23 protein-coding genes and 2 pseudogenes are annotated in these 25,975 nt (G+C 55.3%); 16 read left to right on the top strand and 9 right to left on the bottom strand.

Annotated elements, in window-relative coordinates; genetic code table 11:
• Positions 1-130 precede the first annotated feature (130 nt).
• The gene (gene arsN2, locus EXE48_RS13670) at positions 131-574 is read right to left on the bottom strand and encodes an arsenic resistance N-acetyltransferase ArsN2 (RefSeq protein WP_137707391.1); all 444 of its coding nucleotides are present in this window, start codon (positions 572-574) and stop codon (positions 131-133) included.
• A gap of 660 nt (positions 575-1,234) precedes the next feature.
• Between arsN2 and EXE48_RS13665 the strand changes: the two genes are divergently transcribed.
• From EXE48_RS13665 to EXE48_RS13640, 6 genes are all read left to right on the top strand, one after another.
• The gene (locus tag EXE48_RS13665; RefSeq protein ID WP_121601073.1) at positions 1,235-1,729 is read left to right on the top strand and encodes a DUF3592 domain-containing protein; all 495 of its coding nucleotides are present in this window, start codon (positions 1,235-1,237) and stop codon (positions 1,727-1,729) included.
• 155 nt (positions 1,730-1,884) lie between these two features.
• Positions 1,885-2,112 (top strand): hypothetical protein, encoded by a 228-nt coding sequence (locus tag EXE48_RS13660; protein WP_121601072.1) that lies wholly within the window; start codon positions 1,885-1,887, stop codon positions 2,110-2,112.
• A 200-nt stretch (positions 2,113-2,312) separates the two neighbouring features.
• The gene (locus EXE48_RS13655) at positions 2,313-2,729 is read left to right on the top strand and encodes an SHOCT domain-containing protein (protein ID WP_241982654.1); all 417 of its coding nucleotides are present in this window, start codon (positions 2,313-2,315) and stop codon (positions 2,727-2,729) included.
• Positions 2,730-3,111: 382 nt separating this feature from the next.
• Complete coding sequence (locus EXE48_RS13650; RefSeq protein WP_241992011.1) at positions 3,112-3,999, top strand: hypothetical protein; 888 nt, start codon at positions 3,112-3,114, stop codon at positions 3,997-3,999.
• Positions 4,000-4,153: 154 nt separating this feature from the next.
• Positions 4,154-5,269 (top strand): S49 family peptidase, encoded by a 1,116-nt coding sequence (locus tag EXE48_RS13645; RefSeq protein WP_137704883.1) that lies wholly within the window; start codon positions 4,154-4,156, stop codon positions 5,267-5,269.
• Complete coding sequence (locus EXE48_RS13640; RefSeq protein ID WP_137704882.1) at positions 5,266-6,312, top strand: hypothetical protein; 1,047 nt, start codon at positions 5,266-5,268, stop codon at positions 6,310-6,312. Before EXE48_RS13645 ends, EXE48_RS13640 begins: the two co-directional genes overlap by 4 nt.
• Before the next feature lie 127 nt (positions 6,313-6,439).
• On the opposite strand, the gene EXE48_RS13635 is transcribed toward EXE48_RS13640, so the two are convergent.
• Both EXE48_RS13635 and EXE48_RS19515 read right to left on the bottom strand, forming a co-directional pair.
• A complete protein-coding gene (locus EXE48_RS13635) occupies positions 6,440-7,168 on the bottom strand; it encodes a DUF6498-containing protein (RefSeq protein WP_137704881.1) in 729 nt (242 codons plus the stop codon).
• A 237-nt stretch (positions 7,169-7,405) separates the two neighbouring features.
• The gene (locus tag EXE48_RS19515; RefSeq protein WP_514111749.1) at positions 7,406-7,639 is read right to left on the bottom strand and encodes a hypothetical protein; all 234 of its coding nucleotides are present in this window, start codon (positions 7,637-7,639) and stop codon (positions 7,406-7,408) included.
• A gap of 475 nt (positions 7,640-8,114) precedes the next feature.
• On the opposite strand from EXE48_RS19515, the gene nrdR reads away from it, so the two are divergent.
• The 5 genes and pseudogenes from nrdR to EXE48_RS19105 all read left to right on the top strand — a co-directional run bounded on the left by nrdR (position 8,115) and on the right by EXE48_RS19105 (position 13,664).
• On the top strand, positions 8,115-8,603 hold the full coding sequence (nrdR, locus tag EXE48_RS13630) for a transcriptional regulator NrdR (RefSeq protein ID WP_137711868.1): 489 nt from the start codon (positions 8,115-8,117) through the stop codon (positions 8,601-8,603).
• A gap of 133 nt (positions 8,604-8,736) precedes the next feature.
• Positions 8,737-9,747, top strand: coding sequence for a ribonucleotide-diphosphate reductase subunit beta (locus tag EXE48_RS13625; RefSeq protein ID WP_137711810.1), 1,011 nt, complete (start codon positions 8,737-8,739; stop codon positions 9,745-9,747).
• Positions 9,748-9,749: 2 nt separating this feature from the next.
• The gene (locus tag EXE48_RS13620) at positions 9,750-11,444 is read left to right on the top strand and encodes a ribonucleoside-diphosphate reductase subunit alpha (RefSeq protein ID WP_137711809.1); all 1,695 of its coding nucleotides are present in this window, start codon (positions 9,750-9,752) and stop codon (positions 11,442-11,444) included.
• 83 nt (positions 11,445-11,527) lie between these two features.
• Positions 11,528-11,874: pseudogene (locus EXE48_RS19375) on the top strand (ribonucleotide-diphosphate reductase subunit beta); the annotation flags it as partial.
• A gap of 113 nt (positions 11,875-11,987) precedes the next feature.
• Positions 11,988-13,664, top strand: coding sequence for a transposase (locus EXE48_RS19105; protein ID WP_137711808.1), 1,677 nt, complete (start codon positions 11,988-11,990; stop codon positions 13,662-13,664).
• Between the two features lie 320 nt (positions 13,665-13,984).
• On the opposite strand, the gene EXE48_RS13605 is transcribed toward EXE48_RS19105, so the two are convergent.
• On the bottom strand, positions 13,985-14,779 hold the full coding sequence (locus EXE48_RS13605) for a helix-turn-helix transcriptional regulator (RefSeq protein ID WP_137711807.1): 795 nt from the start codon (positions 14,777-14,779) through the stop codon (positions 13,985-13,987).
• A gap of 190 nt (positions 14,780-14,969) precedes the next feature.
• On the opposite strand from EXE48_RS13605, the gene EXE48_RS13600 reads away from it, so the two are divergent.
• Complete coding sequence (locus tag EXE48_RS13600; RefSeq protein ID WP_137711806.1) at positions 14,970-16,004, top strand: twin-arginine translocation signal domain-containing protein; 1,035 nt, start codon at positions 14,970-14,972, stop codon at positions 16,002-16,004.
• A 234-nt stretch (positions 16,005-16,238) separates the two neighbouring features.
• Here EXE48_RS13600 and EXE48_RS13595 read toward each other — a convergent pair.
• Both EXE48_RS13595 and EXE48_RS13590 read right to left on the bottom strand, forming a co-directional pair.
• Positions 16,239-16,433 (bottom strand): annotated as a pseudogene (locus EXE48_RS13595) (integrase core domain-containing protein); the annotation flags it as partial.
• A 185-nt stretch (positions 16,434-16,618) separates the two neighbouring features.
• Positions 16,619-17,788, bottom strand: a complete 1,170-nt coding sequence (locus EXE48_RS13590; protein WP_137711805.1) for an ISH3 family transposase — start codon at positions 17,786-17,788, stop codon at positions 16,619-16,621.
• A gap of 163 nt (positions 17,789-17,951) precedes the next feature.
• Here EXE48_RS13590 and EXE48_RS13585 point away from each other — a divergent pair, with 163 nt between their 5' ends.
• The 3 genes from EXE48_RS13585 to EXE48_RS13575 all read left to right on the top strand — a co-directional run bounded on the left by EXE48_RS13585 (position 17,952) and on the right by EXE48_RS13575 (position 21,613).
• A complete protein-coding gene (locus EXE48_RS13585) occupies positions 17,952-18,254 on the top strand; it encodes a hypothetical protein (RefSeq protein WP_137711804.1) in 303 nt (100 codons plus the stop codon).
• 125 nt (positions 18,255-18,379) lie between these two features.
• Positions 18,380-20,002: a transposase gene (locus EXE48_RS13580; protein ID WP_137711803.1), complete on the top strand. Its 1,623-nt coding sequence runs from the start codon at positions 18,380-18,382 to the stop codon at positions 20,000-20,002.
• A gap of 381 nt (positions 20,003-20,383) precedes the next feature.
• Entirely contained in the window at positions 20,384-21,613 is a 1,230-nt protein-coding gene (locus tag EXE48_RS13575) for a tyrosine-type recombinase/integrase (RefSeq protein WP_053770063.1), read from the top strand.
• A 57-nt stretch (positions 21,614-21,670) separates the two neighbouring features.
• Here the strand turns inward: EXE48_RS13575 and EXE48_RS13570 are convergent, their stop codons facing one another.
• Both EXE48_RS13570 and EXE48_RS13565 read right to left on the bottom strand, forming a co-directional pair.
• The gene (locus EXE48_RS13570) at positions 21,671-22,105 is read right to left on the bottom strand and encodes a DUF7970 domain-containing protein (protein ID WP_137711802.1); all 435 of its coding nucleotides are present in this window, start codon (positions 22,103-22,105) and stop codon (positions 21,671-21,673) included.
• A complete protein-coding gene (locus EXE48_RS13565; protein WP_137704844.1) occupies positions 22,105-22,986 on the bottom strand; it encodes a ParA family protein in 882 nt (293 codons plus the stop codon). The genes EXE48_RS13570 and EXE48_RS13565 overlap by 1 nt, the downstream gene beginning before the upstream one ends.
• Before the next feature lie 688 nt (positions 22,987-23,674).
• On the opposite strand from EXE48_RS13565, the gene uvsE reads away from it, so the two are divergent.
• Positions 23,675-24,571, top strand: coding sequence for a UV DNA damage repair endonuclease UvsE (gene uvsE, locus EXE48_RS13560; RefSeq protein ID WP_137711801.1), 897 nt, complete (start codon positions 23,675-23,677; stop codon positions 24,569-24,571).
• Positions 24,572-25,353: 782 nt separating this feature from the next.
• Here the strand turns inward: uvsE and EXE48_RS13550 are convergent.
• Positions 25,354-25,788, bottom strand: coding sequence for a hypothetical protein (locus EXE48_RS13550; RefSeq protein ID WP_137704843.1), 435 nt, complete (start codon positions 25,786-25,788; stop codon positions 25,354-25,356).
• Positions 25,789-25,975 lie beyond the last annotated feature (187 nt).

Raw genomic sequence — 25,975 nt, 5'->3', positions numbered from 1 at the left:
TGAAGCTGGAGTCTTAGCCGACGGTGGCTTTGTTGAAATCCTCAAAGAGTAATATATTGAACCGGGTCCTAGTCCGTACAGAAATCTCAAGAATCGCTCAGTACAGAGGGGCTAGAGAACAAATCTGGTGCTACAGAGTTTTCTTCATACAGGTGGCTGTTGAAGGGCAAAGGTCGTCGAACTCTGTAGTTTGCTGAATAGCTCTTGGAACTGTACTTCGATCTATTTCTACGTATCCTAGCTCGGTAAAGAAACCAGAAGCGTTCGTCGTCAACAGGTACAGCGTGTCAACGTCGGCAGATTGCGCTTCCGTTTCCGCAACCGCACAGAGCGCTGTTCCGTATCCCTGGCCTCGCACAGCTTCTTCGACGACGACCGACCGTAGAAGACCGTCAGTGTCATAAATTTCGATACCTGCGGCGCCGATCCGTTCGTCTCCATCGTAACCGATGTAGAAGCAGTCGGGTTTCGACCGTACGTCCTGAGACGGCAAGCCGTTCGCTTCAAGTTTAGTTTCGACATAAGAGAGAGTGGCCTCGTCCGCTCGTCGGAGCTTGAGGGGTGCTCCATTCATACTTCGGAGGAGTATCCGAAGCATCTAATAGTTTCGTCAGGTGTGGTCCTGTTCAATACGCATTTCTCACCAACCGGCTGATTCATCGGTGTATGTGTCTGAATAATAGAATTCCAACAAAGCCGGCTAGCAGTGTTTCAGGACGAGCAACACCCCATCCACGCTGTTCGGATTCAGTCTTGGCGGGTCAACCGACAGGTCCCTGCTCGTGGCGACGATAGCCTGTCAGTTCCGATACCGCACCGCAGTCGTCGACCGTCGGCGTCGGCGGGACGTGACCGCAATCCATGGAGACCCATGCGTTGCCGCATTTCGTCCGGAGACGGTTGGTCCACAACTTCACATTAGCCATTACTCTCACAGATTGGGCTGCTATCCTTAGCGACTCTACATTGACGACGATTGGACAAAATATATCATCTGCCGAATAGCTTTTAACAGAGCCACCATCTTTAGTCACTAGGTGTTTGAAAAACGGCCTGATGTATTCAGTCCTCCAACAGAACGGTCTGACATTCGGACGACGCATACAGCGGGTATCGCTGCTTCGCCTGTTATACCGCTCTCGGTGTTGTGAACAGATCCGTCTACAGTTGGCTGAACCCCGCAGCAACGCCCGACATTCTCCTCATTGTACGCGGCCTCGTGGTGATTGATAGTATGAGCGACGATTCAGGTGTGAATATTAAAGGCCCCGATAGCCTCAAGGGTGCGTTACTGTATATTCTCATTGGGATTGCTATCATCAGTTACGGGGGATACGATTACGTTCAACAGACGGAGGCAGTCCGGGAATCAGTCGAGGTTGATGCGACTATCACCGAACTCGACATCGAGGCTGATAGCGGAACGTCATCAAATCCGGGCGCCGATTTCGATCCGGTGGTTGAGTTTGAGTACACGTATAACGGAACTGAATATACTGGGACAAAAATCTATCCAGCAGATATTGAGCAGAACTACGAAACCCAGTCAAGCGCCGAATCAGCCATTGAGGAGTTCGAACAGGGGACACAAACAACCGCATATGTTTCCCCTGACCAGCCGGGAGATGCGTTTTTGAAAGATCAAACGTCGAACGCACCGATCATTGCGATTGTACTCGGTGGACTATTCACCCTCTTCGCCGCATTTTCTGCCGTAAGGAAACTCTAGCACACTGAAACTGCGCTGAGGGTGATCCGTTGGCGTAGAGCAGAATGTATTCGTTGTTTGTTAGGAATAGTAAGGATAAAAACTGTGAGCATTCTCTGTTTCTGAGCCAGAGAGTACAGGTAACATCTATACAATTGCCGGATGCTGGCTGAACTATGGACAGAAGCTCGAAGAGCCAGTTGTTGGTCTCCGGGGGAAGTCTTTTACTAGTATTCCAACTAATCGTGTTTCAAGGGGCGTTCAACATCGTCGAAACCCCTGGAGTTTCAGGTAGGCTGAGGGGTGTTCTCAGTGGTGGATTATTGCTCATCGCCACGATCTGTGTCGGTAGCGGAGCATATCTTCGGTATCAGCGCACGCTAGTTACACAGGGTCTACACTGAGCGCCTGAGCGTCGATCGATTTTTGTGAAATGATAGCATACGCTCAGTTGCTGATGCCCTCCGCAGATTACGGGGACGAGCCTCCTTTGAGGACCGGAGGGACAGGGGGCATCAGCCTTTTGTGTGCTGGTAGTACGCCTTTGATGGAGAACATTTAGCCGTATGTATTTCAGCTACGACCGCTAATTGTCGGCATGTATATGCCCTCCATCTTCAACCAACTAGACGATCACCCGGTCTCACTTGTGGCCGGATTTGTGACCGTCGCCGGAGTGTATGTACTCACTCCGGCAGTGTGGTATACGGCGTTGATCGCGGGAATGATCGTATCTGGCGTTCTTGAGTTCGCGATCAAGGAGGTACCGCCCGACACCGACGAGTACGATCCGGAACAGTACCCGCTGTGGGCAGCCGCGGATTCGGGTGATGCTCCAACCGACGGCCGCAACACCGACTCTACGGATGATGCGTTGTCAACACTCCAAGAACGATATGCCAGCGGTGAGCTCAACGATGCGGAATTTGAAGACAAAGTCGAACGACTCCTTGAGTCTGACAGAGATGACGCGCAATCGCATCTGGAAGAAGATTCTGTCATGGAAGAGTTGGAAAAGTAACTGTAGCCGGTTCCCGTACCTTGATTCTACAATTCCTCTCTGTGTTGGTTGATGAACACGCGCCTGACGGTTGTGCTTCCGAACCTGAAACACGTCTCCGAGCATTATCACCGAGCACACGTCTTCTGAAACGATGCCCTCCAAACGGACGTTCGCGAGGCGCTTAGGTGCGCTCGTGGCAACTGGGCTCGGTGTTAGTAGGCCCATTGGAGCACTGACTTCAGAACCCCCGCCCGCTGGAACGCTCGCAGTCAACGGAGCCGGTGAAACAGGACCGGCGTCTGGTAGCTCGGCCAACCACAGCTCTCCGCAGCAACTCCACTCAGCGGTTGCTAACGGGGAGTATAATCCGGCCGCAGTCACATCACGGGGAGTTGACACCGTGGTTACTGCGCGGTTTGATTCGAGCTTAGTAACGATGATGGGGGTCCCCCAGAAGGTTGCGGCTCCGACCCGAGACTTTCTTTCTCGGTACGACAGTGTATCGCTTGACCGACTCCAGCGGGTGGCTGGCGGAACCGCACTCACGACAGACGGCCCTGAGGGCTGTGGTGTCGTTGTCGGAGATATCGACGCACGGACACTCCGTCGAGAACTTGCCCGTGACGCCGATCTCATCCGAGAGCCAGCCACCAAGGCCGGCTTTACGCGGTTCAAATCGAAACGCGCTACCACGGCCCTTGGTGTTCGCGCGGATGAGATTGTCATCGGACACGCATCATCGATCAGCAGTGCGGTGACCCACCGTGACGCCGGTATCAGCGGCCTCGATGCGGGGCACTCACGGACAGAGACAGACTACGGACCGCTCCCGGCACGGCTCCGCGGAGACGCGACGGTCTGTGTTGACCTGGGGACAGAGACGCGGGAGTATCTACGACGTACGCTCTCGGACGCACCGGAAGCGCTCCGGACGGCGGTTGATGCGGCAACCGCAGTTGGCGTCGCTTGTAATGTGACCCAAGACAGCTCAAAGCATACGGAGTCTCTGTCAGCCACGCCTGCGACAAGCCAGCATGGCACTACCGATACTCTAACAACGACGTTTCGGTACGGCGCAGTAGCCGACCCGAAGCGGCTCGACAGAAAAACGGCAGAGGCGATTGCGCGTGCCGCCCACGAGGGAGAGTCTTCGTTTAGTGACGCAACCGTCTCCAGACACGGACGTACCGTGATACTGGAAACTGCCGCCGAGGGGGATATATTCGCGCCACATGCCGAACTAGCGGGGGTGACCGTTGGCGAAATCGAGTCGCTGTCAGACTCATGAACTCCAACATCGCGTCCACTCTCCACACACGGTATCGGTTTCAGTATGCCCCCAACGCAGCTACAGCAAAACGCTATCACCACGCTATCGATTCGACGATGCAAAACCGACACAACCTACAGATACGACCGCGGGACCGAGCGAGGATGGTATAATGAGTTCTGAGAAAGGCCCCGCAGAACCCTCAGATGAATCGACTCCGGATACGGACACGCGAACCGAGCATCACTCGCCGACGACCTCCGACCGCGTTCCGCCACGCTCCGAGTCGAGATCAGTTGTCGACCGGATCACCACTCGACACGCCGTCGGTGTCGCTGTGATGTTGGCGCTTGCTGCGGGGCTGTTCGTCGCTCCCAGCGTGTACGGCGCCGCAACCGATCCGGACGGTACTGTCGCTGTGATAGAAATCGACGGGGCGATAGACTCGTCGACAGCACAGCACGTCGAAGACAACCTCCGTGACGCCCGCATGAACGACTCCATCAAGGCGGTCGTCTTGGAAGTCGACAGCGGTGGCGGCCTGCCAGCTCAGAGCGAACGGATGTACGCCGCGGTTGACCGTACCGCCTCAGTGATGCCGGTATACGCCGCAGTAGATACGCTCGGTGCATCCGGCGCGTATCTTGCGATCGCGCCCGCCGACCGCATCTACGTTGCTCCGTCTGCGCAGGCGGTCGGCAGCGTCGGTGTCGCGGGGGCTGCGCCGGCTCCGAGTGGACCAAACGCAGGGACATCCGGGCCGGACAAGCGAGGGAGTGACCCTGATACGCAGCGAGAGCGGCGAGAAACGCTCGCCAATCTCTTCATCGAGAACGTGATCGAACAGCGTGGCGACGAGATCGAACTTGACCGAGAAGCGATCGCGCACGCCGACGCCTACCTCGGAACCGAAGCCGTTGAAAATGGATTCGCGGACCGGTTTGGGTTTGTTGACGGAGCAGTCGCCGATGCCGCAGCTGAAGCCGGTATCGAGGACTACACGGTCGACACGCGTCGCACCGAAACCCGTGTTCCAGGGAGCATTCCGCTGTTACAACAGGATGACGGCACCGTCGTCGTTGTCGACGACTCTGGAAGTGGTCTTAACGACGACCTCATTCTCGCGGTAGCACCGCAAACGTGGGACGAAACTGTTGGAGAGGGGATAGTTATGACAAGCTACACCGGACCACTGCCCGCGGACCAACTCATTAGTGAGACGAATGCCGACGACACTGGCGCGCAACACGACAATCCCAACGCGACGAACGGGGGTGAGGCCGCATGAGCGTTAATCTCCGAACAGCAATCGGGGTATTCGCGCTCGTATTCCTCGCTGTTGTCGGCGTCGCCGCAGCCGGTGGCGTCCTCTTAGATACGGCCCCACCAGACACTGAGCCCGTCGCAGACGATCACTGGCAGTTGGACGCCGTCGAACCAGAGACCGTCAGTGAGGGCGGTGAGATCGAAATGGAGAGCAACGAGCCGTCGAACACGGTTGTCGTCCATCTCGGAGGTAGCACGACCGGCGCCGGAGGTGGGCTACCAGTACTGCCGGTTGAGGATGGTAACGCCCCTACGGAGGCAGATATTGGGACGCTCGGTGGTGAACGGCGTAGCGTCACACCGCTTACTACAGCACTCATTGAGAACGGCCACGAAGTTCGGTTCTACGGCGGTATAAGAAGCGGTGAGCGGCTCCAGTCGCTGCTCACTGACGCGGACGCGTTCGTGACGACTGCCCCCGGCGCACTCTCGGGACCGGACGCTGATACCGTCAACTCATTCGTTGATGCGGGTGGTCGAACCCTCGTGACGAGCGACCCGGGCAACGCCGGGGCATTAACCGACTTCGGCTCCCCGTTCGGCGTCTACGGTGACGCCGGCTATGTGTACGACATGGAGCACAACGATGCGAGCTACCTCAGCGTCCTCGTTGAACCACCTGAGTCGACACCGCTCACTGACGGGGTTGAGCAGGTTGTCCTTCGTGGTGCTGCGTCTGTGGGCTCCGCTGATGACTCGGCAGCGCTCACGACGGCGGAGACGTCGCGGCGTTCCACCACTCGGGAGCCCGGCTCATACACGGTCGCAGTACGGAGCGAGTCACTCGCTGTGGTCGGAGACTCGAGTTTCCTCGCGCCCGAAAATGCCCATCGCGCCGATAACGGTGTCTTCATCGGGAACCTCGCTGACTTCCTCGTGAGCGGTGACGCCCCCGATGTGTCGTTCGGACCCCCGACCGGGCCGGGTGGGGGAACCCCACCAGGCGGAGGTGTGCCTCCCGGTGGCCCGGCCCCGCCTGAGCCGCCGGAGAACGCGACGGCCTAGCATCGACTCATCACCTCGACTGGGTGAATATTTGAACTACTCTTAGTCGCAACTATCCTGTTTTCCCCATCTACGAAGTTGGTCGATTCGACCGCTGATCAACATAATACCTCCTACGGTTTCGTCGTCAGGAGAAACTTATCTCAAGATCGTCTGTTTGAGGATCTAAGCTCCCTATCCATGCCCGAATCGTTCCCATTGGTACGAGATACAACAACAATACGAGTCGTGAGGTGACTTCAGTATCTAATGCGATTGCGGTACCCACAACCACAAAGGTGACAGGGACAACCACGTAGAGAATCATAAACAGCAACTCAGTAACTGGAGCAAACGCAAACTGTATCGCGTCCATTGGTGACTTATTTTGATATGATTGATCCGCAATGAAGTATCGCCAGACCCGCCTCAGTTGGAACAACACGATGCCAGCAATCGCGACTCCAACCGAGGAGGGTAGTTCCGAAATCACTTCAGAGTTAAAAACGATGGTTCTCATGAGCATTCCGATGAGGATCCCAGTAAAAACAACCTTGCCCCCGATGAACTTGATATTCCGCCAGTAAATTGGTGGAAGAAAAGGGACTAGCTGAACTGGAGTAGGCTCCGTGTTCCACGCGTCTCCATCACGGTCATCTACTGGTTGTGGAGTGAACAACGCGACGATAAGAAAGAGAGAACTGATAATTGCTACTTCAATAATATATATAACAACGATTTCAACGAGGCTCCACTCAAATACGATTACTCCAATAATGAGTGCGAAGTTCAGGATGAGGCCCGACACGAACTCACGAGACTCTGTGAGTACTCTGAGGACCGTATCAGTAGCTGACTTCCAACCGTACTCTCTCATACACACTTAGCTGTTCGAAACTTGCTCATTTTGCTCTGTTGAATAGCGACCTCCAAGTTACTGAAACGCACTTGATTTTGAGACCGCTAACGGTAGCCATAAATAGGCCTGCGGCCGCGGCACGCCGACAAGATATCTCGGTAACAGCATCGGCGACTGTATAATACCTGCCAAATGATCCTGAAAACGAGACTGACCCTCCGGTCTCATGTGCTGTCCGCAAGCAACGCCAACTGTTCAAAAATGGCCTTCAACGACGCTAATAACACCGTTTCCATTTTCGATCTTGGCACACTTGTTCGGATCGCTGCCGAGAAGACAGTCTGCGCGGTCACCCACACCGTTATACAGTTGGACGTTTACTCTGTAGATTGAGCGTTCGAGACGAGTCTGGATGCTGACGGTGTCTTGTGGACCGACAGAGACGGTTCGAGTGAAGACGGTTTTGCCCTTGTCGTCGGTGACTGTAATGTGAACATCGTGGATACTATCGTCGTAATTCCTGAGTACCAGACTCTCACCACTAACCCGACGTGTATCTGGGTTTCCTGAGTGGTCGGTGTGCGATGCGCAGCGTGATAAGCCTCTTTTGCGGGCATGTACAGACGGTGGAAATCCAGTCGGTAATAAGTGGAGTCACCGTTACGGGACGTGAAACACCGATTCTACGGCTTTGCTGACCTGTGCCGGCTCTGTCACTGGCCCAGAAACACCGGACCCATGTATATGTCATCTCGATACACTGGGGCACACATGCAGTAGTTGAGACTGGGTCACTCAATACATATAATCCCAATTATCCACGGCGACTAATCAAGTTTAGTTGTACTACATCAATTCAATTGGGAAAGCTTTATGTGACAGTCCTCACCACCAGATATTGCGGTCGAAATCGAGAGGCCCCACATCTGGGGTTAAGACCCTGGAGGATTAAGTAGTGACAACTATGAACTGCCCGGACTGCGGGAACGAGCGAACACGCGTCATCGATACAGGGACCAGTGCCGACGGAACCTCCGTCCGACGGCGCCGCGAATGTCAACGCTGTTCGTTCCGCTTTACGACCTACGAACGTCCGGAGTGGGAGTCACTCCAGGTGAAAAAACGCGACGGAACCATCGAATCGTTCGACCGACAGAAACTCCGTGCAGGGATCGAGCGAGCCGTTGAGAAGCGCGATGTGGCCGAGACAACAGTGACTGCTCTCGTCGACGATATCGAGAGCGAACTGCAAGGTCGAGAGGTACGTATCGCCTCTTCGAGTCTCATCGGCGAACTCGTCTCTGAGAACCTCCGCACGCTCGATAAGGTAGCCTACATTCGATTTGTCTCCGTTTACAAAGCATTCTCTGAGCCGCAGGAGTTCCTGAGAGAACTTGACGCAGTCTTGGATGCAGAACTCGATGACTTCGATGCCTCGAACAGCTCACTATGACACAAACATACGCAGCTCAAACGAATGTTCGGTCAATCCTTGACCGGGCGAGCATGATCCACTTCCAGACGTACAGAGAACGACGGAAACAGAAACCAACCAACAGAGAACGATTCCTCCGGGGTACGTGCCAATGACTGAAAACAAAACCAAAGGCGGAGATCCGGAGACCGACATCTTCTCCGAACGAACGCAGCTCAAACCGTACGAGTACCCCGACGTCCTCGAGTACAAAGACGCGATACGGAACAGCTACTGGGTTCACACGGAGTTCAACTTCTCAGGAGACGTTCAAGACTTCAAGGTCAACACGACTCCGGCCGAGAAAACCGTCATCAAGCGAACGATGCTGGCCATCGCGCAGATCGAGGTCCAGGTCAAGACCTTCTGGGCAGAAATCTACGACGAGATGCCCAAAGCGGAGATCGGGAACGTCGGCATGACCTTTGCGGAGAGCGAGGTCAGACACATGGACGCGTACAGCCACCTCCTCGACATCTTGGGGATCACGGAGGACTTCGAGGAGGTGACCAACGTCCCCGCAATCGAGGAGCGGATCGACTACCTTGACGAGTACCTCGAGAAGAGCGAGAGCGACGACAAACAGGAGTACGTGATGAGTCTCCTGCTGTTCTCCACGTTCGTCGAGCACGCCTCGCTGTTCTCGCAGTTCCTCATTATGACGAGCTTCGACAAACACGAAAAGAAATTCAAGGGAATCGCGAACGCCGTCGAAGCGACCAGCAAGGAGGAGCAGATTCACGGACTGTTCGGTGTCGAACTCGTGGAGACGATTCGCGAGGAGAATCCGGACCTCTTCGACGAGGACTTCGAAGAAGAGGTCCAAGAGGCCTGTCAGCAGGCGTTCGAGGCAGAGATGAAGATACTGGACTGGATCTTCGGTGAGGGCGAACTGGAGTTCCTTCCCCGGGCGCACGTCGACGCGTTCCTGCGGGACCGGTTCAACCAGAGCCTCGAGAACGTCGGTGTCGAGCAGATCTTCGAGCCGGACGATGACCTACTCGAGGAGACACGGTGGTTCGATGAAGACATCATGATGACGAAAGATAACGACTTCTTCAGCAAGCGGTCGACCACGTACAACAAGCACGCACAGAGCGTTACCGCCGAGGACATGTTCTAACGATGGTACAAACAGAACCAGCACTCGACGAGGTACAACAGCAGCACAAGGAACCGTTCTACTGGCTGAACAAGGACAGTAGGGCATTCCTCAGCGAGGGGTACCTGCTTGAGGGCGTCACAGCCGAGGAAAGGGTCAGGGAGATCGCAGAGCGGGCCGAGGAGATCCTGGACGACGACGGCTTCGCGGACAAGTTCTACGACTACATGAGTCGGGGCTTCTACAGCCTCGCGAGTCCGGTGTGGTCGAACTTCGGTCTGGACCGAGGCCTGCCCATCAGCTGCTTCGGGAGCTACATGGAGGACAACATGGAGAGCATCCTCTACACGCAGGCCGAAGTGGGCGAGATGACCAAGCTGGGCGGCGGGACCAGCGGGTACTTCGGCGAAATCCGGCCCCGAGGCAGCCCGATCACAAACAACGGCAAGAGCAACGGGAGCTACAGCTTCACCGAGCTGTTCGACACGATCATCAACGTCGTCAGCCAAGGCGAGACGCGGCGCGGCCAGTTCGCGGGGTACATCGACGTCGAACACGACGACCTAGACGAGTGGCTCAACATCAAGACCGAGGGCGACCCCGTACAGGACATCTACTACGGCGTCATCATCGGTGACGATTGGTTCCGGGCGATGGTCGACGGCGACGAGGAGAAGCGAGAGACGTGGGCAGAGATCATAGAGACGCGGATTAACATCGGTGTCCCGTATATCATCTTCCGGGACAACATGAACGACGGGAAGCCACAGGTCTACAAGGACAGGGGCTACGAGATCAACGGCTCCAACCTGTGTACCGAGATCGCGCTGCCAGCCACGCCAGACGAGAGTTTCGTCTGTTGTCTATCGTCGATGAACGCGCTCCACTACGACGAGTGGAAGGATACCGACGCAGTAGAGACGCTGACGCGGTTCCTCGACGCCGTCATGGAGGAGTTCATCCAAGAGGCGGAGGGGACGCAGTTCATGGAACGCCCAGTACGGTTTGCGAAACGGCACAGAGCAATCGGTATTGGCGTCCTCGGCTGGCACAGCTACCTCCAGAGCGAGATGATTCCGTTCGACAGCATGGAGGCGATGGAGAAAAACGAGGCAATCTTCCGTACGATCAAGGAGCGAAGTTACGAGGAGAGTAGTCGGCTCGCCGACGAGTTCGGCGAACCGGAGGTGCTCGAGGGCTACGGCCGCCGGAACGCAACGACAATGAGCGTGGCCCCGACGAAATCCAGCAGTGTCATCCTGGGGCAGGTCAGTCCGAGTATCGAACCGCTGAAATCGAATTACTTCGTCCGTGACGGTGCAAAGCTGAAGTCGACGCAGAAGAACCGGTTCCTTGAGGCGGTACTGAAAGAGCGAGGCAGAGACGAGCGCGAGGTCTGGGACAGCATCGCACAGAACGACGGGAGCGTGCAACACCTCGACTGCCTGACCGACGAGGAGAAGGAGGTGTTCAAGACCTTCGCCGAGATCCCACAGATGGCGATCATCAACCAGGCGGCACAGCGGCAGAAACACATCGATCAGGCACAGAGTCTGAACGTCTCGATCGATCCGAGCGAAGTGAGCGTCAAGGAGATCAACCAGCTCTACATCGAGGCTTGGAAGAAAGGGGTGAAAAGTCTCTACTACCAACACAGCGTGAACGCCGCACAGAAGTTCAGCCGAGACATCCTCGAATGCAAGGCCTGTGAGAGCTGATCCCCCATCGGCCGGTATGATAGAGTGGTCCATGTAAACTACGCCACCCTACCCCTCGGCGTAAGCGTGCCTCGGTTCTTGACGGCTCCGGCGTGGATTTCATCAAACAGATTTGGTCAGAGAATCCCAGGGTGTGGACCGAAGAGTTCGGCGACGAGGTAGTCGACCTGATCACCGAAGCGGTCTAGTTAGAGAAAATCACACCTATGAGGCGTGTCCTGAGGAAATACTTGGCATGAGTATCGAGCAGTTCGCCGAGTACGTCGAACACATCGCCGACCGGCGTCTTGGACGACTCGACTTACCGGAACAGTACGGGACTGACAGTCCGTTCCCGTGGATATCCGAGTAAGTCAACCTGAACAAGGAAGAGAATCCCTTCGAGACGCAGGTGACCGAATACCAGATCGGGGGTAGCCTCAACTGGTAACATCCGACCGCGTTCCGCATAGCAACGTGGTCCCCTAGCTGTCTTCGAAGCATGGCTGTACCTCCTGACCGAAGAGACCTTACAGCGTCTCTCGGACGGATTATTCTCGACTAATGTCATCAACAGAGCAATCGCGACAGGATGTCTTTCGGACTATCGCACAGTTACAGCACGTCGAGTGGCCTGCATACGGGTCGACACCACTATACGACCGGAGTTCAGTATCCGCTCTCCAATCGGACATTCGAACCGTCGCTAGAGTCTGGTTCGATCACGACGCCCACGAGTCGATTGCGGAGTTCATATGTCAGTATCCGCTGAAATACGTCGATTTCGAACCGCATGACGAGTATTTTGGCTCTACGCGGTATCAGATGCCACAGTTGGTGCGGTTATTCTTGCTCAAAGAGATTCACGGCTGGGACCACGAAACGGCACTTTTGACGTTCCTCCAACAGCGACCGGCACTTCGACGAGACCTCGGTTTTGAGCGTATGCCGAATCAATCGACGGTATGGCGCAGTTGGCACGAGCGGTTCTCTGTCGACCTACGCGAGGCCGTCCAAACAGCAGCTCGAACGATCTTGATCAAGGCCCAGAATGCGGGTATCGAGATTCCACGAGAACTAGAGCGGAAGCTCAGCTATCGGAACGATAATGAAGACGACTCAGTACCGGACGATCGGACCGTTCTGGAGCGGGCAAAGAAAATCACCGACCACGTCAGTCGCATCATCTTCCCAGCATTCTCGCTGGATCGTGGAGACGGCTGTGAGATTCACGAGAACGCATACTGGAACTTACAAACATATCTCGGACTTCGCGAGCGGCTGGCTGCGAACGAAGGAGCCCGCAGTTACATTCATGAGTCAACGCGGGATCGAACACCACTCGGACACGCCCACCGCAGCCACATTCGCGATCTCTCTATCGAGCAGACTCGCGAGATGTACCGACAGGCGATCCGGCACCTCATCGACGAGATTGCAGAGACAGAGGAGTTCTTCCGCGCAGGCATCGTCGCAATCGATATCACCGAAGCCGATCCTTTCACCGGCGACAGGACCGGGCACGAGGACGAGATCATCGGGACAAAAGAGAACACCGAGGAGTACGCCTACCAATGGGCGACGGTCCAGTTGGTTGGCAATGCCGTCCCAATCGTGCTGGACGCGCGCCCCGTCCGAAAGGGGGAGACACGACTGGAAATCGTCGAGGACTTGCTCGATTCGGCTGAAGAGTTGGTCCACGTCGATAACGTGCTGATGGACAGGGAGTTCGATAGCCAGCACGTCTTGGAGATGATCAGCCAGCGCGGGCTCTCCTACGTCGTTCCCAAGCGGATGCAGACCAGCGAGAAAGCCCAGGCCAAGCGGTTGCTTCAACGGAATCAGGACCGATACGAGACCGACCGCAAGCTCCACCTGGGCAAGAATGAGTGGTACGAGACGACGCTGATCTACCGCCGGAAAGAGGACTCCGAGCACGACGATCATCGGCAGTATTCGGTGTTTATGACGAACCGGGGGAGCGGACACCTCACGGAGTACGGCTACCGGTGGGAAATTGAGAGTGGGTACAGGTCGATCAAACGGTTCATGGCTGCCACCACGTCGAAGGATTTCGGGCTGCGATTCTTCTACTTCGCGTTCGCCTGCCTGTTGTACTCGATCTGGCGGGCCGTCGATCTGCTCGTGCAGGTTGAGTTGACTGGTGAATACGAACATTCGCCGATGGTAACAGCCGACAACACGGTGACGTTGCTGAAGAAGGAAACGGGAATCGGGTAGAGAGACACTCTGTCTGGGTTAGCGCGCCGTCTGAGTGGCTACACTATTGGATGTCTCGAAAATTCGCCCTTACGATTGGAAGTGTGACAATAATGGCCGCTTGGAGAGTGATCTGGAGCAGTTTTCGCTGACCGAATCGGCCAAATTCGCGCATCACAGGCCCGCTAAACCCACTGTAGTCTCAACTTCCCACAATCTCGGAGGATGGAATTGATGCGTGCCTTCTATACAGAGATATAGAACCGAATAGAAATTGGAAGTTGATTTTTCTCTCAGAAATCCGTTTCAGCGAACACTAAGTGTGACTACGGGATTTCCCGTTACCGTATCCCTCTGGGACCTCCACGAAGGAAAATTTCCTCTGCATCTCGCTCAACCGAATTATACTGTTTTGTCGCCCACTCAACCGCAGTCTTAGTATCATTCAGGATACAGCCCTGAATTCCTTGTTCCGTGTAAACGACGACACCGACCTCCGTTTCATCCGCTATCCACAGCCCAAACATCCACGGAATCGTTCCGCGAAACAACGTAACGCTCGGTTTGTCTAACGCATCTTTCGTCTCCTGTGGATTCAGTTCGTATAATCGGTCGAATACGGCTCCATCGAGCACCAACTCCAGTGTAGCAGAATCATCTGTGACTGCTGCCTCGTAGAACTCAGTCGCTGAGCCTGCAAGCGCCTTCGGGACTAGCCCTCGGACGACAGATGCTCCGCGGACTGAGCAAAGCATTACATCGAGGACTGCATCGGGAACACTGCTCTCGGCAATATGCGCAGTTGATCCCGCAAGAAACGCTTCACCGATGGGGGTCTCGGTGGGGAGCGCAGCGAGGATCGGTGCTGCGTCGGCGAGGTCGGTGAGGAACGAGGCGTACTCGTCGTGTTTGCGATATGCACACACCCCGGCGGCGGTTGCGTGCCATTCACCGTCCTCGTACTCAACGAGGTATGCGTCAGCGAGCGAGCGTAGGACTCGATCAATCGTCGAGCGCGAACAGTCGAACAATTCGGAAAGGTCGCGTTTTGAACGTGGGGACGCAGTGAGGACACGGAGAAAACCCGACCGGTCTGCGATGAGCGCTTCAAAATCGGCGGGATCGGGTTGTTTCATTAGCGGGTTCTAGTAGCGTGAGCGTATTCAGTTCTGGGGAGGTCAATTGGCTGTGCCCGGACCATGTTAGGGACTGTGTACAGCTTGAGGGGGACCCTCAGTAAGTGAGGGGGGTGGGAGTAGTCTGAGAGGGGTACTCATCAATTAACATGAATACGAGCCGCGAAAGAATAGCAAGTGGTGTGTTACCATGGAAGAACCAGACTCTGATCCCGACTTCGACGAGGAACAGTATCAGAACGAACTCAACGACGCTGTTGACGATGGTGGCGGTTGCGCAGAAACGTGGGAAGCACTTAGTCAAGCACGGCGTTCAGAAAATATAAACCGCCGGAAAATACTCAAAACAGCCGGGTTAGCAACCGCTGTCGGTGTTTTTGGACTGCCTGGGAAAGTATCAGCTGAAGGAGACGGGGATGACCCACCTGCTGACGAACTCGCGTTCGTTCTTCTTGATAAAAAAGAAACCAATCAGTTGCGTGCTGATGCATTAAAAGACGATAGAATCAAACAACTGGCGAAGGAGCTGCGTGATCGTGGATTCACTCCAAAATACAACGAAGTAGTTGGGAGAACGATTGATATTGAATCCGAGGACCCCGCTGCGAAGGGTGTTTTGCTCCCGTTCGAAGCCGATAATAAATACAAAACTGGATTCATTAGCTGGTACGATGACGAAAGTACTCCGTCGGCAGCGATTATACAATCCGTCACATCTACGCTACCAGAATTTGACGAGATTGTAACTGAAGAATCACAAAGCGGTGAATTAGCTAGAAAAAAGATAGATAAACTTGAAGCAATTGATAACGAGCAGGATCTGTTATTCCTATCTGAAGAGGGAGCTGAAGAGTCAGATGAATTTGATGTTGAAGGACCTGCAGTAATTGATCTTGAAACTGATTCGGTACTGGTGGATGATTCCTCTGAAACAGATAACTTAGAAGAAGTGGGAAGTCAATCAATCAGTTGTGTCACTAATTGCACTGGGAGACTCCAAGGTGGGGTATGTGTGTTGGGCTGTGCGGAATGCTTCGTGCCTACACCTGGGAGCCTCATTACTTGTCTTGGTTGCCTCGTATGTTCAGCAGTGGGCGCCTGCTGTGTTGGACAATGTTCCGATCGGAATGGCATCCTTTGTACATATGCACGAACGCTTGGATGGTTACAACCGGGTGCTGCGTTTCTCCGGAGAGGGTGCGCAAGGAAGTCGTGTAATATTTAATTTTACGAGATACATTTCAACTGATTACAATGGACAAAAGAGCCTTTCGTTATGTCAGAGGAGTCGTCGGAATACTCATTATTATAGGCAGTTCGCTACTGATTCTAGAGGATGGTTGGAGGATTTTGAATTCTATTTTGCTATTGGGTGGAATAGCAGTGATTATTGAACTTATATATCAGGCATATAGTGGAAGTGGCAAACAGAGGTCATAGTTTTTAAAGGCACTGTATAATTCCGGTTCCCCTTAGCGGGCGTTCGTCCGTTGAGCGCTTGGTTCGGCCGTTCGTGGTTATATTGGTGCCTGAAGCGTCGTAACCACTTTTTCGCGCTGGATTGACTGCTCCTCCAGAAAGAGTGAAAGCGGTCGATCCGCATCGTCACTGTTTGGAACCATTTTTTGATATGGTTCCGGATCTGGTAGTCAATCTCAGTACCTCACAAAGCGCTCTCGGCTAACCGATTCTGAAGCGTGAGTTCTGTGTCGAAGCGAACCTACTGTTGATTCTCACCAGACAATTACGGGTGAATTGGCCGGAGCTGTCGCTGTCGGCGGCGATCAGCCGCCGACGCGACAGCGTTGCCACTTGCGAAGACGCTTGCTCGGTCAGTGACTACCGGTGGAACCGGTCGTCAGGTGGTCGGTTCGCGGGGACGGCCCGACGCACCGCGAGAGCCGTCCACGCGGCCCGTCGAACCATATTGACGAACTCCTTGTACGGCCACCACCAGAGGCGACGCCCGCCGCGGCGGGGCGTCGCCGCGTATTCGTAGTGCAGATACCGCCACGCATTCTGCAACAGCAGACTCACCACGACGTACAGCAGTCTCACCGTCGCGTTTCGCGTCGTTGTCGTCGCTATTGCTTGCTCGGACAAGCGATAGCTCGACTCGATACCGAAGCGTTTCGAGTAGTGGTATCGAGCGTCGCGTGGAGTCTCAATGAACGGCGCGTCAGCGGCGTAGCCGTGACGCGCCACGCCGTGGTCGTCGTACCGTCCGTTCAGGTACGTACAGTCGATGTAGACGGGAAACTCGACGGTCCAGCTGTGACCGTCGAGTTTCCCTGTCAGGTCGTGGTCGATGACGCGACTCCACCCTTCCGAGAGTTCCTGCTGAATCGCCTCACCCCACCGGATGATCGGGACCACGTAGGCGTAGTTGTGCGCCTGAAGCAGCGTGAGGCACTTGCTGTCGTAGAATCCGCGATCGAGGTAGACGGCCTTGACCTCGGCGTCAAGGCCGTCAAGTACTCCAAGAAACTCAGCGAGGACGCTGCTGGCGGTGTCGCCGTCTTCGAGACGGCGCACCGCCAGCGTATACCGTTTGTTCCTCACGCGTGCGTAGAGTGTCGCGTATGCGTGAAACGAGGTGGTTCCGCGCTTAGCCTCGGAGTGGTAGAGGCCCTCTGTATCGTCTTCGTCACCGTAGTAGGGCCGCAGGTGGAGGTCTGCGCAGACCTCCACCTGCTCGGGGAGGAGTTCGACGATATCTCGCCGGAGGAGCGTGTTTGCGACTCGTTCGAGCCGTTCCGGCTCGAACTTCGTCCGCAGATGGTAGAGGATCGCGTTTGCTGATGGCGAGTCTTCGCTGGAGTTGCACAGCGTAGAGATTGAGGTCCCGTCGGCGGTCGCGCCGACGAGGACCTCGTAGATGTCCTCAGCGTTGAGTTCAGCGTTGTTCGCAAGACCCAGAGAAACTTCCTCGTCAAGCTGGTTGACGAGGAAGTTAAGGAGTTGGTCCTCGTGGATTTCACTGTCTGCTTGCTGCTGTTTGCTAGGCACATTCGCAGCAAGCAGACGTCTCAACTAACCGGCTTTGTGAGGTACTGTGTTTGGGAGCGATTATTTCAGCCCCAAAGCTGGGCTTTCTCTGCGACCCATGCCTTGGTCCGAAGCCGCTCTGTTGACCTAACTGATTTATGATCTCCTCGCAAATTCAGATATAATGGCCCCGCTCGAACTTACCCTCCGGACGGTACTCGGAACGATTTTACTACTCGGTGCCGGTGTTGCTTGGGCATACCGTTGGTCCCGGATGAGTCAACCTACACGGATTGGTAGTGTCCTGTTGCTGGTTGGGTTATTATTTCAAACGTACGCTCCACAATTATTTGTCTTGTTAGGAAATCCGAGTGGGACAGCGAGAACGGTTATTGAAATCGGTATGCTCGTATTCCTTGCTGCCGGTTTTTATTTATTACTGGTAGGACACCCGGACACCGGGTCCGATATTGATTTGGATGAATAGCTGTATCCGTGCATGATATGGTAATATACTCAACCTGAGACAACTGGGCCGACTATTTGAGCCAGACTAGACTACATAAATAACATATTCGCATATTTTTGTAACATCTATACAACTGAAAAACGATGTCAGAGATCTTGGACCCGCTGTCGGACCGTGCCCGCCGGCTGACCCACGCCTATAAAACCGGAATCGAGCTCAGCGAAACACTGCGAGATCGAGCGTGTCTCCGAGCTGCGGTGAGCGGCGTCACGCTCTACACAAAACATCTCCAAGACGGCTACCCGGACTGGCACCCGGCATCCGATTCGTTCCAGGGGATGCTCCGGCTGTTTATGTATCGGGAGATTACCGGCGACAGCTATCGGACTCTCGAAACGCATCAGGAGCTCGCCGAACCGTTCGGGCTAGACCACGTTCCTGACGAGTCGGTTCTCTCGCGCACTTGGCGCAATCGCTTCGACGATGGGGTCCGCGAATACGTGACCGTCGCCGCTCACTTCGTCGTCAAAGAGGTCCACGACTACGGACCTCCTGTCCCCGTGGTGCGTCCGAAAGAGGAGGTCACTGACTCGAACCCAGAGTCGGCCGACGACGATGAGCAAACCCACTCTACAGGCACTGAGTTTTCGGACGAGCAGGTTCACCGGACGACACGCCTCGCACGGGACCACGGATTTGACGGATTCGATTCTGATCGAGCGCAGAACGCCTCCTACGAGGATACGCAGTTCTTCGAGCTACAGACGTTCATGGGGATGGTTGGTTGTGGCACTGCGCAGGGAGCTGCTCGCTTCCAGTACAGGCGTGGCGAAGAATATGGTCCACACGGGGACACGCACTTGCGGGCGGTCAAGCAATTTGAGCCGGAAGCGCTGATCGAGGGGTTCGACCGGGCCAGCGACCGACTACTCTCGGTAATCGGGGAGGAAGCCTCGTTCCGACGACCCGTGACGGCCGCGATCGACGTCACGACAGTTCCTTACTACGGCGAGGTCGAGGCGATGCCGATGGTCAGCGGTACAAAAGGTGAAGAAGAACGGGTTTTCAAGTTCGCGACGCTCTCGATTGTCGGCGAGAACATCCCGCTCGTGCTCGCTGTGGAGCCGATTCGGGAGAGCTCAGCGTGGGATAGGAATCCGCCGAATCAGGTTCACCGTGTAGTTCGGCGGCTCGTTCAACGAGCGAAAGAACACGTCCCCGTAGAGACGGTGCTTTGTGACCGGGAGTTCGATTCTAAGCGAGTCTACCAGACACTCTCGAATCTCGGCGTGAACTACCTCGTTCCCACACGGATCAATAGCACTGAGCGGGAGGTCATCGAAACAATGGATGCCGATGGACAAAACGTAGCGGTCGAATCAGCGTCCGTTCACGTCGAATCGGGAAGTCACTCGATGCAGTTTCTGTACGTGCCGTCGACGAGTGGTGAGGGGACGACTGTCTTCGCCACGAATCTCCGAGTCGGCCCCGATGAGGCCGAGTCGTTCTGTCGCCGCTACAGCCGCCGCTGGCAGATCGAAAACGAGTACAAGTCTATCAAGGGCGATTTCCTCGCGAAGACCTCCTCAAAAGACTACCGCGTCCGGCTGTTCTACTTCGTGTTCGCCGTACTCCTCTACAATATCTGGCGACTCACGGATTTCCTGCTGAAAGCGGGCGTCGATGGCGAAATGGACTATGCGCCGGTCCTGACTGCGGGTGAGTGTGTCGAGATCGTCGTTTCGGCATTGATTCCGCCCGACTGAGTGACCGATTCTCCACCGGGGTCACCGCTTGGGAGTGGCGACGCTCTGTAGGAGCACAAAAATCCGCGCAATTTCCCATGCTCGCCCGATTATCTCGTTCTAAATGAACAGGAATCGAGCGATTCGTTGGGAAATAGACCACGAACCGGCGGAGATTCGACTTGGAACTGGCCTATCCTCCGAAACTGTGGAACTTCCACACTGCCCATATTCTGTATAGCGACATGCAATTTACAACACGAAGAATCTAGCCTATTTGTCCGTAATCAGCCGCTAGACGGGTTATTGGGGCGATATTGAAAATTTTGCTATCTACTTTGGATTAGTCGAGTAGTCACAAGTAGATTTTTGAGGGTCGCCGCCGTCGGTGAAGCTGAATCGATGGCACCGCCAGCTGATGGCCCGCAACCCAGGGAAATGACCGGCGATACAGCACTCGACGAGCCGCTGCCTGATTTCCTCGACGCTAAGGCGAAGACGATCGAAGAAACAGATTCGCCTGAAGACGGGATCCACCGCTCAGGGAACTACGTTCAAGCGCTCGAACGCGTCGTCCCGGACTGGATTGAATGGATGGACAGTCGCGGGGTAACCACCCTGGAAGCGCTCGACAGCCGGCACCTCGCCCGATATGCTGGTCATCTCGCCCGGCGCGTGAACGCTCGACGGGCGAACGGTGATGCCGAGGGGATCACACCCGCTACTGCGTGGAACTACTACTCGCTCGTCTCTGCGTATCTCCATTATTGCCAGCAGTGGGAGTACATCGCAGAAAATCCGGCAGACACCGACCGGGCGAAAGACGAAATGCCTGACCGCCCCACGACGGATTCTGGGCAACAACAGTTCTGGTCTCAGCAACAGCGTGAGACCATTGTCTCGTACGTCGACGAACGAGCACACGATGCCATTGATGCGGATCCTCGGAGTCGAGAGGCACTCACAGCCGCTCGTGACCGGGCGCTTGTCTACGTCCTCGGATTTTCAGGTGTCCGTGGCGCTGAGGTTCTGGCTGCCAGTCGCGATGACCGGCGGACTGGGATTACGTGGGCAGACATCGATACTGACCAGGAAATTCTGACGGTGCTTGGAAAGAGCCAGAAAGTCGAGAAGGCACCGTTAACTGACCGTCCTGTCAGGGCTCTCAGCCGCTGGCAGACGCTCTTAGACCCGCCTGCCGAGACGTGGCCCGTGTTCCCTTCGTTCCACCTTGCCTCATTGCGAGAGGCCGCACGGAGCCAGCTTCAGGACCGTGGAGTCGATACTGAGACGATTGACACAGTCACCAGCCTCAGCACGGCTGATCTCGCCGATGCCTTCCGCGAGCGAGACCTTACGCCACCGGCGTTAACCACTGAGGGCGGTCGGTACACGCTTAAGAAGCTCTCTCAAGAAGCTGCTGTGGATTGTTCAGCCGATCCAAAAGACTATCTGACGCTCCATGGCGCCCGCCGCGGTGTTGGGGAGGCATACTACGACGAGGCAGGATTCAGTGACGCACAACGCGCCCTCCGACACGAGGATCCGTCGACGACGTCGAAGATGTACGCTCACAAGGAAGCTAGCGAACTGTCCGACGTCGGCAGCGAGATCTTCTCATCTGAAGAGTAGTGTTCGTCTTGCCGTCTAGCGATCAGCGGGAGAATGAATAAACCACTTACTGCGATATCATTCCAGATTGTACCCCCACTCTTGGAGGACGTCAACGACATCGTCTGTGTGTTGGAGTCCGACCAATAACGCTGCTTCCCGGAGATCGGCTTTTCGAACGCTCTCTCCAAGCCGGGCCTCGATGAGGGATTTCTGTTTCCGCTGGACGTTCATCGTCTCCTCTTGGAGGTGAAGCTGGACCGTCTGGTCGCGGCCGTCAGTGATGCTATTTCGCCGGAGAACCCAGGGGATCTCTCTCGCTGAAGTGCTGTTCGTACCGCTTTCTACTGTATCGTCAGTTTCGGTCTCGATCTCCACTTCGGTCGATCGCTCCTCCGGGCTGCCGTCCTCATTACCTACGGTCTCCTCCTCGAACTCAGGCCCGCTGTCAGCATCTTCCTCCTCCTCCTCATCGTCCCACCCGTTGACGGTGCCTTCCTTGAATCCCCCCATCAGACAGTCACCTCCTCAGGATCGTCTAATGCGCCTGGTTCTGGCGGGGACGGGGCAGTAATTCCGCCTTGGGTCTCGAGGAATCGAGCAATCCGATCGAACTTGGCCAGTGTCTCAACTTCGTAATCACGACGCCGACTCCGGTGCGTTCGTACGAATTCGAATGCACTACACTGGTGTCGCCAACATCCTTCCATCATTGATGTCCGATCGCCGATAACCTCAGGCACCTCGAACGGCACCTCTTCGACGATCTCGTTCTGGTCTTTCGTCCCTTTGAACTCGATCGGGACCGCACCGAGGACGCCGACGTCAATACTCAATTCGTTCGCGAAGTTTGTCGCCAGCTCTTCTAGGCCCTCAACAGATGCTTCCCCCTTCGCCGATGGCTCAAACGGAATGAGGAGGTTTCGCGTCGCGTAAATCGCATTATAGAGGTGATCTGACTCTGTCGCTGGCGGGTCACAGACGAGAACGTCATATCGGTCCGGTACATCGTTTTCAGCCAGTACACGGCGGAGCTGCGCATAGATGTTGTACGCGTCGCCGAAATCCTCTGCCCGGCTCTTTTCGCGAGCAAGGTGGTCTGAGAGGTCCGAGAGCGTGTTGTGCTCCGGGATGATGTCGATTCCCTCAGCCGTTCGAATCAGGTCATCGAACTCTCCACCAGGGTTATCGACGAGATGTCGAACAAGACTATCTGCGGACGAATCACTCCGATCGTCGTCGACATCGAACAGACGACTCAGATTGCCGTCTTGTGGGTCTAGCGGGATCACTAAGACATCAAGCCCTGCTCGGGCGTGCGCACAGGCGACGTTCGCTGTCAACGACGTCTTGCCGACGCCGCCCGCCTCGCTGTAAACCGTGTACGAGAGCATACCAAATTATTAGATACGCATCAAATAAATCTATGCCAGACACATTTCTGAGATAGGTTTCTTAGATTTCTCAGATACTAATATGTCTAAGACAGCTTAGATTACTATCTAAGATTTCTCATAACATTCGCTCGTCGCAGCCCACGTAGAATAGACGTTGTGATCCTGCTCGCAACCCGGACTTTCACCTCGTTTCGCATACAACCGAGGAAGTCGCTTTCTGGAACGTATCTCTAAGTTGTATTTCTGAGACACCTGACTAAGACACTTAACTAAGATAGATGTCTAAGATAGACGCTTAAGATATTTTTCACTGCCACGCTAAAATCACTAATTGGGTTCGAGGTCTCTTTTGACCGGGAGGCTCCAGATCTACCGACATATCTGATCGTGAATGAAGTTTGGGCCTTGGTAACCTCGCGATTGGGGTGCGGACAGTTTCAGGTACGGTCGTGGGGTCAGCTTCTGGAAAGAAGGAGGCACATCTGATAGTTTCCATCAATCTATTTGATCAGTGGATTAGACAGTCAGAAAAACTGGTGACGGTATAGAAGCCTAATCGTGTTGTTGCAAACATCCCCGATCGACCTCCGACACGAGCGTTTGTTCTGGCAGGAAGGTCGGTACGGCGACTGCCCGCAGGCACTACGTCGCACAAAATAAACGACCACAGTCGTTAGCAGACACAATGATAGGCTATCCAGGACTGAACCGGACACTCCGCGACCGCGATCCGCCGGTGCGATGTACACGCGGTATGCAGAAACAGACGTTCGAAGAACGCGGTCTCTCGTATGTCTCGACGCTCGCACAACAGAACCTGACTGACTTGTATGAGCTACTCACGTGGAATCTCGAGCATGAGATTCGAACGTACCGTTGTACGTCGTCGCTGATCCCGTGGAACTCTCAGTTTAAACTCTCCGAACTCCCTGAATACGAAGAAATCCGCCGCCTTGCGCGTCGCTGTGGCAATCTCATCAAAGAGACCGACATGCGGCTTACGTTCCACCCTGACTACTGGTGTAAGCCGGCGAGTGACTCAGCAGATACCCGTGACCGCGCTCGAACGGCGTTAGAGTACCACGCTGACTGGTTTGACCTGCTAGGGCTCCCAGTTACACTGTACTACGGTATCACAGTCCACATCGGTGCGACGTACGGCGACGTTGAGGCAACTGCCGAGCGCTTCCACGCATTCGTCGATAGCCTGTCGGATGCCGCACGAGCGCGGCTGACCGTCGAAAACGACGACAAGGAAACCCTGTGGAGCGTTTCAGAGCTCGTGGAACTGATTAGCGAGCCAACTGATGTTCCGGTGGTGTTTGATTACCACCACCACTCGTTTGCTGACCGCGGCTACACGTACCGTGAGGCCTTCGAACTCGCAGCAGAGACCTGGGGTGATGTCCGGCCGATGGCACACTACTCCGAGCCGGCTTGTCTGCGTGACCCGGCCGTACGCCCACAAGCGCACGCCGAGTTTGTCGTGGACCTGCCAGCATGGCTAGTGGCGAACAGCGACGTTGTGATCGAAGCAGACGGTAAGGAACAAGCCGTGTTACGACTTCGTGACGATGCGTAGGTCGGCCGTGCCGCATGCGAGATTCCCAAGAGCGTGATTCAGCGGCCTAGTGCCCAGCACCACACAGTGCTCATCAACGATAGCAATCAGGCAGTCCCGTCTTTTGTCAGACTCTGTAGCGTTTCGACCGCTTCGTCACACCACTCCGAGCAGTCGGTTGTGTAGCAGTGAAGACGGCGGCAAAACGTTGCTGACGGTGTTCCGCTTACAGAAACAATTGGGTCCGTTCGTCGCTCCCATGAGAGCGTCCACGAGGCATCCGGTTCGATCCGAAGATATATTATAGTCTTACTCACGCTTTCGAGGTCCGAGACTGAGTGATGTTGCCTCCCGGCAACGGTTGTGTCGTCGACGACTACTGACGCCGTCGATGGAACCGCGTCAAGCGCACGGGCCGCTTCGACGAACTGCGACCGGCCCCCAGCTTTCCACGTCAATGTCCGATGAGTCGCAAACGTTTCGACGTGGATCACCGGATCGACAGGAATCTTCCGCGGGCCGTCAGCTGGCGTGTTTCCTGGCATCTTTTTTTATTGGTCACACCGGCGAGGCATCTCAATTGTGGCGCACGCCGATCGATTCAACTGTCGAACTCAGGTATTTATCCCCCATCGACCGCGACGTTCTCCCTGCTGATGTAGTCGGCCGCATCACTCAAAAAGAATCGCAGCGGAGCAGCAACATCCTCGAACGAGGCAGGACGCCCTCGCGGGAGCGTGTCCACGCCTCCCTCTGTACTTGAGGCCCGCACATGACGCGGTTGGCAGTTGACGTGCGGCTCACTAACCCAGACGGCTGTCAGCCTTCGAGAGTAATACGTAGTCACCAGTGAGCTTGTCGTGTCGGTACACCCCACAACTGGGGCCACTCCCGGTCTGTGTGTTCGACTGGATGACCACGCTTGGCCGACCTGGTGTCTCCTCGCGGACAATCCGTCCAATTACTGGAAGTCCGCGCATGGCCGCGTAATATAGCTTGTCCCCGTCGAACTGCGATATTTCGCTGGTGAATTCTGACGAGAAGTGGTCTGGAAGCGCGTCGTCAGTGACTGCGTGGATGTCCTCTATTGAATCCGACTCCGTGCCCGTCAGGTGTTGGACGTCGCTGATGTCGGGGGCTAGTCCGTAGTCGAAAAACGCTGCCTCAGCGTCATCAATGACATCTAGTAGTGCGTTCCGATCGGGCGAAACGAGACTGAGATGCGTAGTTACCGGCATGGACGGAAGTGGGTAGGCCGTTTCGCGTTGTTGTCGCCACTCGTTGGCGAGTCGCGTGACGCCCAAAGGCTAGAAGTTGAGCACCAGTTCATATTATAATATCCGGCCCCATGCGGATACTCGTTACGGCCTGCCAATCGATACGCCAAGCCCCAACCGCGCGCTTGACACGCTGACAGCCGACATC

The sequence above is a fragment of the Halorubrum sp. ASP1 genome, assembly GCF_005435135.1.
GTDB lineage: Archaea > Halobacteriota > Halobacteria > Halobacteriales > Haloferacaceae > Halorubrum > Halorubrum tropicale.
Note: the sequence above shows the minus strand (reverse complement) of the source record. Positions and strands in the feature narration are given on the sequence as shown.

Excerpts from the sequence above, each read along its gene's own strand:
- arsN2 (WP_137707391.1), bottom strand. The coding sequence starts at position 574 with ATGAATGGAGCACCCCTCAAGCTCCGACGAGCGGACGAGGCCACTCTC.
- EXE48_RS13665 (WP_121601073.1), top strand. The coding sequence starts at position 1,235 with ATGAGCGACGATTCAGGTGTGAATATTAAAGGCCCCGATAGCCTCAAG.
- EXE48_RS13660 (WP_121601072.1), top strand. The coding sequence starts at position 1,885 with ATGGACAGAAGCTCGAAGAGCCAGTTGTTGGTCTCCGGGGGAAGTCTT.
- EXE48_RS13655 (WP_241982654.1), top strand. The coding sequence starts at position 2,313 with ATGCCCTCCATCTTCAACCAACTAGACGATCACCCGGTCTCACTTGTG.
- EXE48_RS13645 (WP_137704883.1), top strand. The coding sequence starts at position 4,154 with ATGAGTTCTGAGAAAGGCCCCGCAGAACCCTCAGATGAATCGACTCCG.
- EXE48_RS13640 (WP_137704882.1), top strand. The coding sequence starts at position 5,266 with ATGAGCGTTAATCTCCGAACAGCAATCGGGGTATTCGCGCTCGTATTC.
- EXE48_RS13635 (WP_137704881.1), bottom strand. The coding sequence starts at position 7,168 with ATGAGAGAGTACGGTTGGAAGTCAGCTACTGATACGGTCCTCAGAGTA.
- nrdR (WP_137711868.1), top strand. The coding sequence starts at position 8,115 with ATGAACTGCCCGGACTGCGGGAACGAGCGAACACGCGTCATCGATACA.
- EXE48_RS13625 (WP_137711810.1), top strand. The coding sequence starts at position 8,737 with ATGACTGAAAACAAAACCAAAGGCGGAGATCCGGAGACCGACATCTTC.
- EXE48_RS13620 (WP_137711809.1), top strand. The coding sequence starts at position 9,750 with ATGGTACAAACAGAACCAGCACTCGACGAGGTACAACAGCAGCACAAG.
- EXE48_RS19105 (WP_137711808.1), top strand. The coding sequence starts at position 11,988 with ATGTCATCAACAGAGCAATCGCGACAGGATGTCTTTCGGACTATCGCA.
- EXE48_RS13605 (WP_137711807.1), bottom strand. The coding sequence starts at position 14,779 with ATGAAACAACCCGATCCCGCCGATTTTGAAGCGCTCATCGCAGACCGG.
- EXE48_RS13600 (WP_137711806.1), top strand. The coding sequence starts at position 14,970 with ATGGAAGAACCAGACTCTGATCCCGACTTCGACGAGGAACAGTATCAG.
- EXE48_RS13585 (WP_137711804.1), top strand. The coding sequence starts at position 17,952 with ATGGCCCCGCTCGAACTTACCCTCCGGACGGTACTCGGAACGATTTTA.
- EXE48_RS13580 (WP_137711803.1), top strand. The coding sequence starts at position 18,380 with ATGTCAGAGATCTTGGACCCGCTGTCGGACCGTGCCCGCCGGCTGACC.
- EXE48_RS13575 (WP_053770063.1), top strand. The coding sequence starts at position 20,384 with ATGGCACCGCCAGCTGATGGCCCGCAACCCAGGGAAATGACCGGCGAT.
- EXE48_RS13570 (WP_137711802.1), bottom strand. The coding sequence starts at position 22,105 with ATGGGGGGATTCAAGGAAGGCACCGTCAACGGGTGGGACGATGAGGAG.
- EXE48_RS13565 (WP_137704844.1), bottom strand. The coding sequence starts at position 22,986 with ATGCTCTCGTACACGGTTTACAGCGAGGCGGGCGGCGTCGGCAAGACG.
- uvsE (WP_137711801.1), top strand. The coding sequence starts at position 23,675 with ATGATAGGCTATCCAGGACTGAACCGGACACTCCGCGACCGCGATCCG.
- EXE48_RS13550 (WP_137704843.1), bottom strand. The coding sequence starts at position 25,788 with ATGCCGGTAACTACGCATCTCAGTCTCGTTTCGCCCGATCGGAACGCA.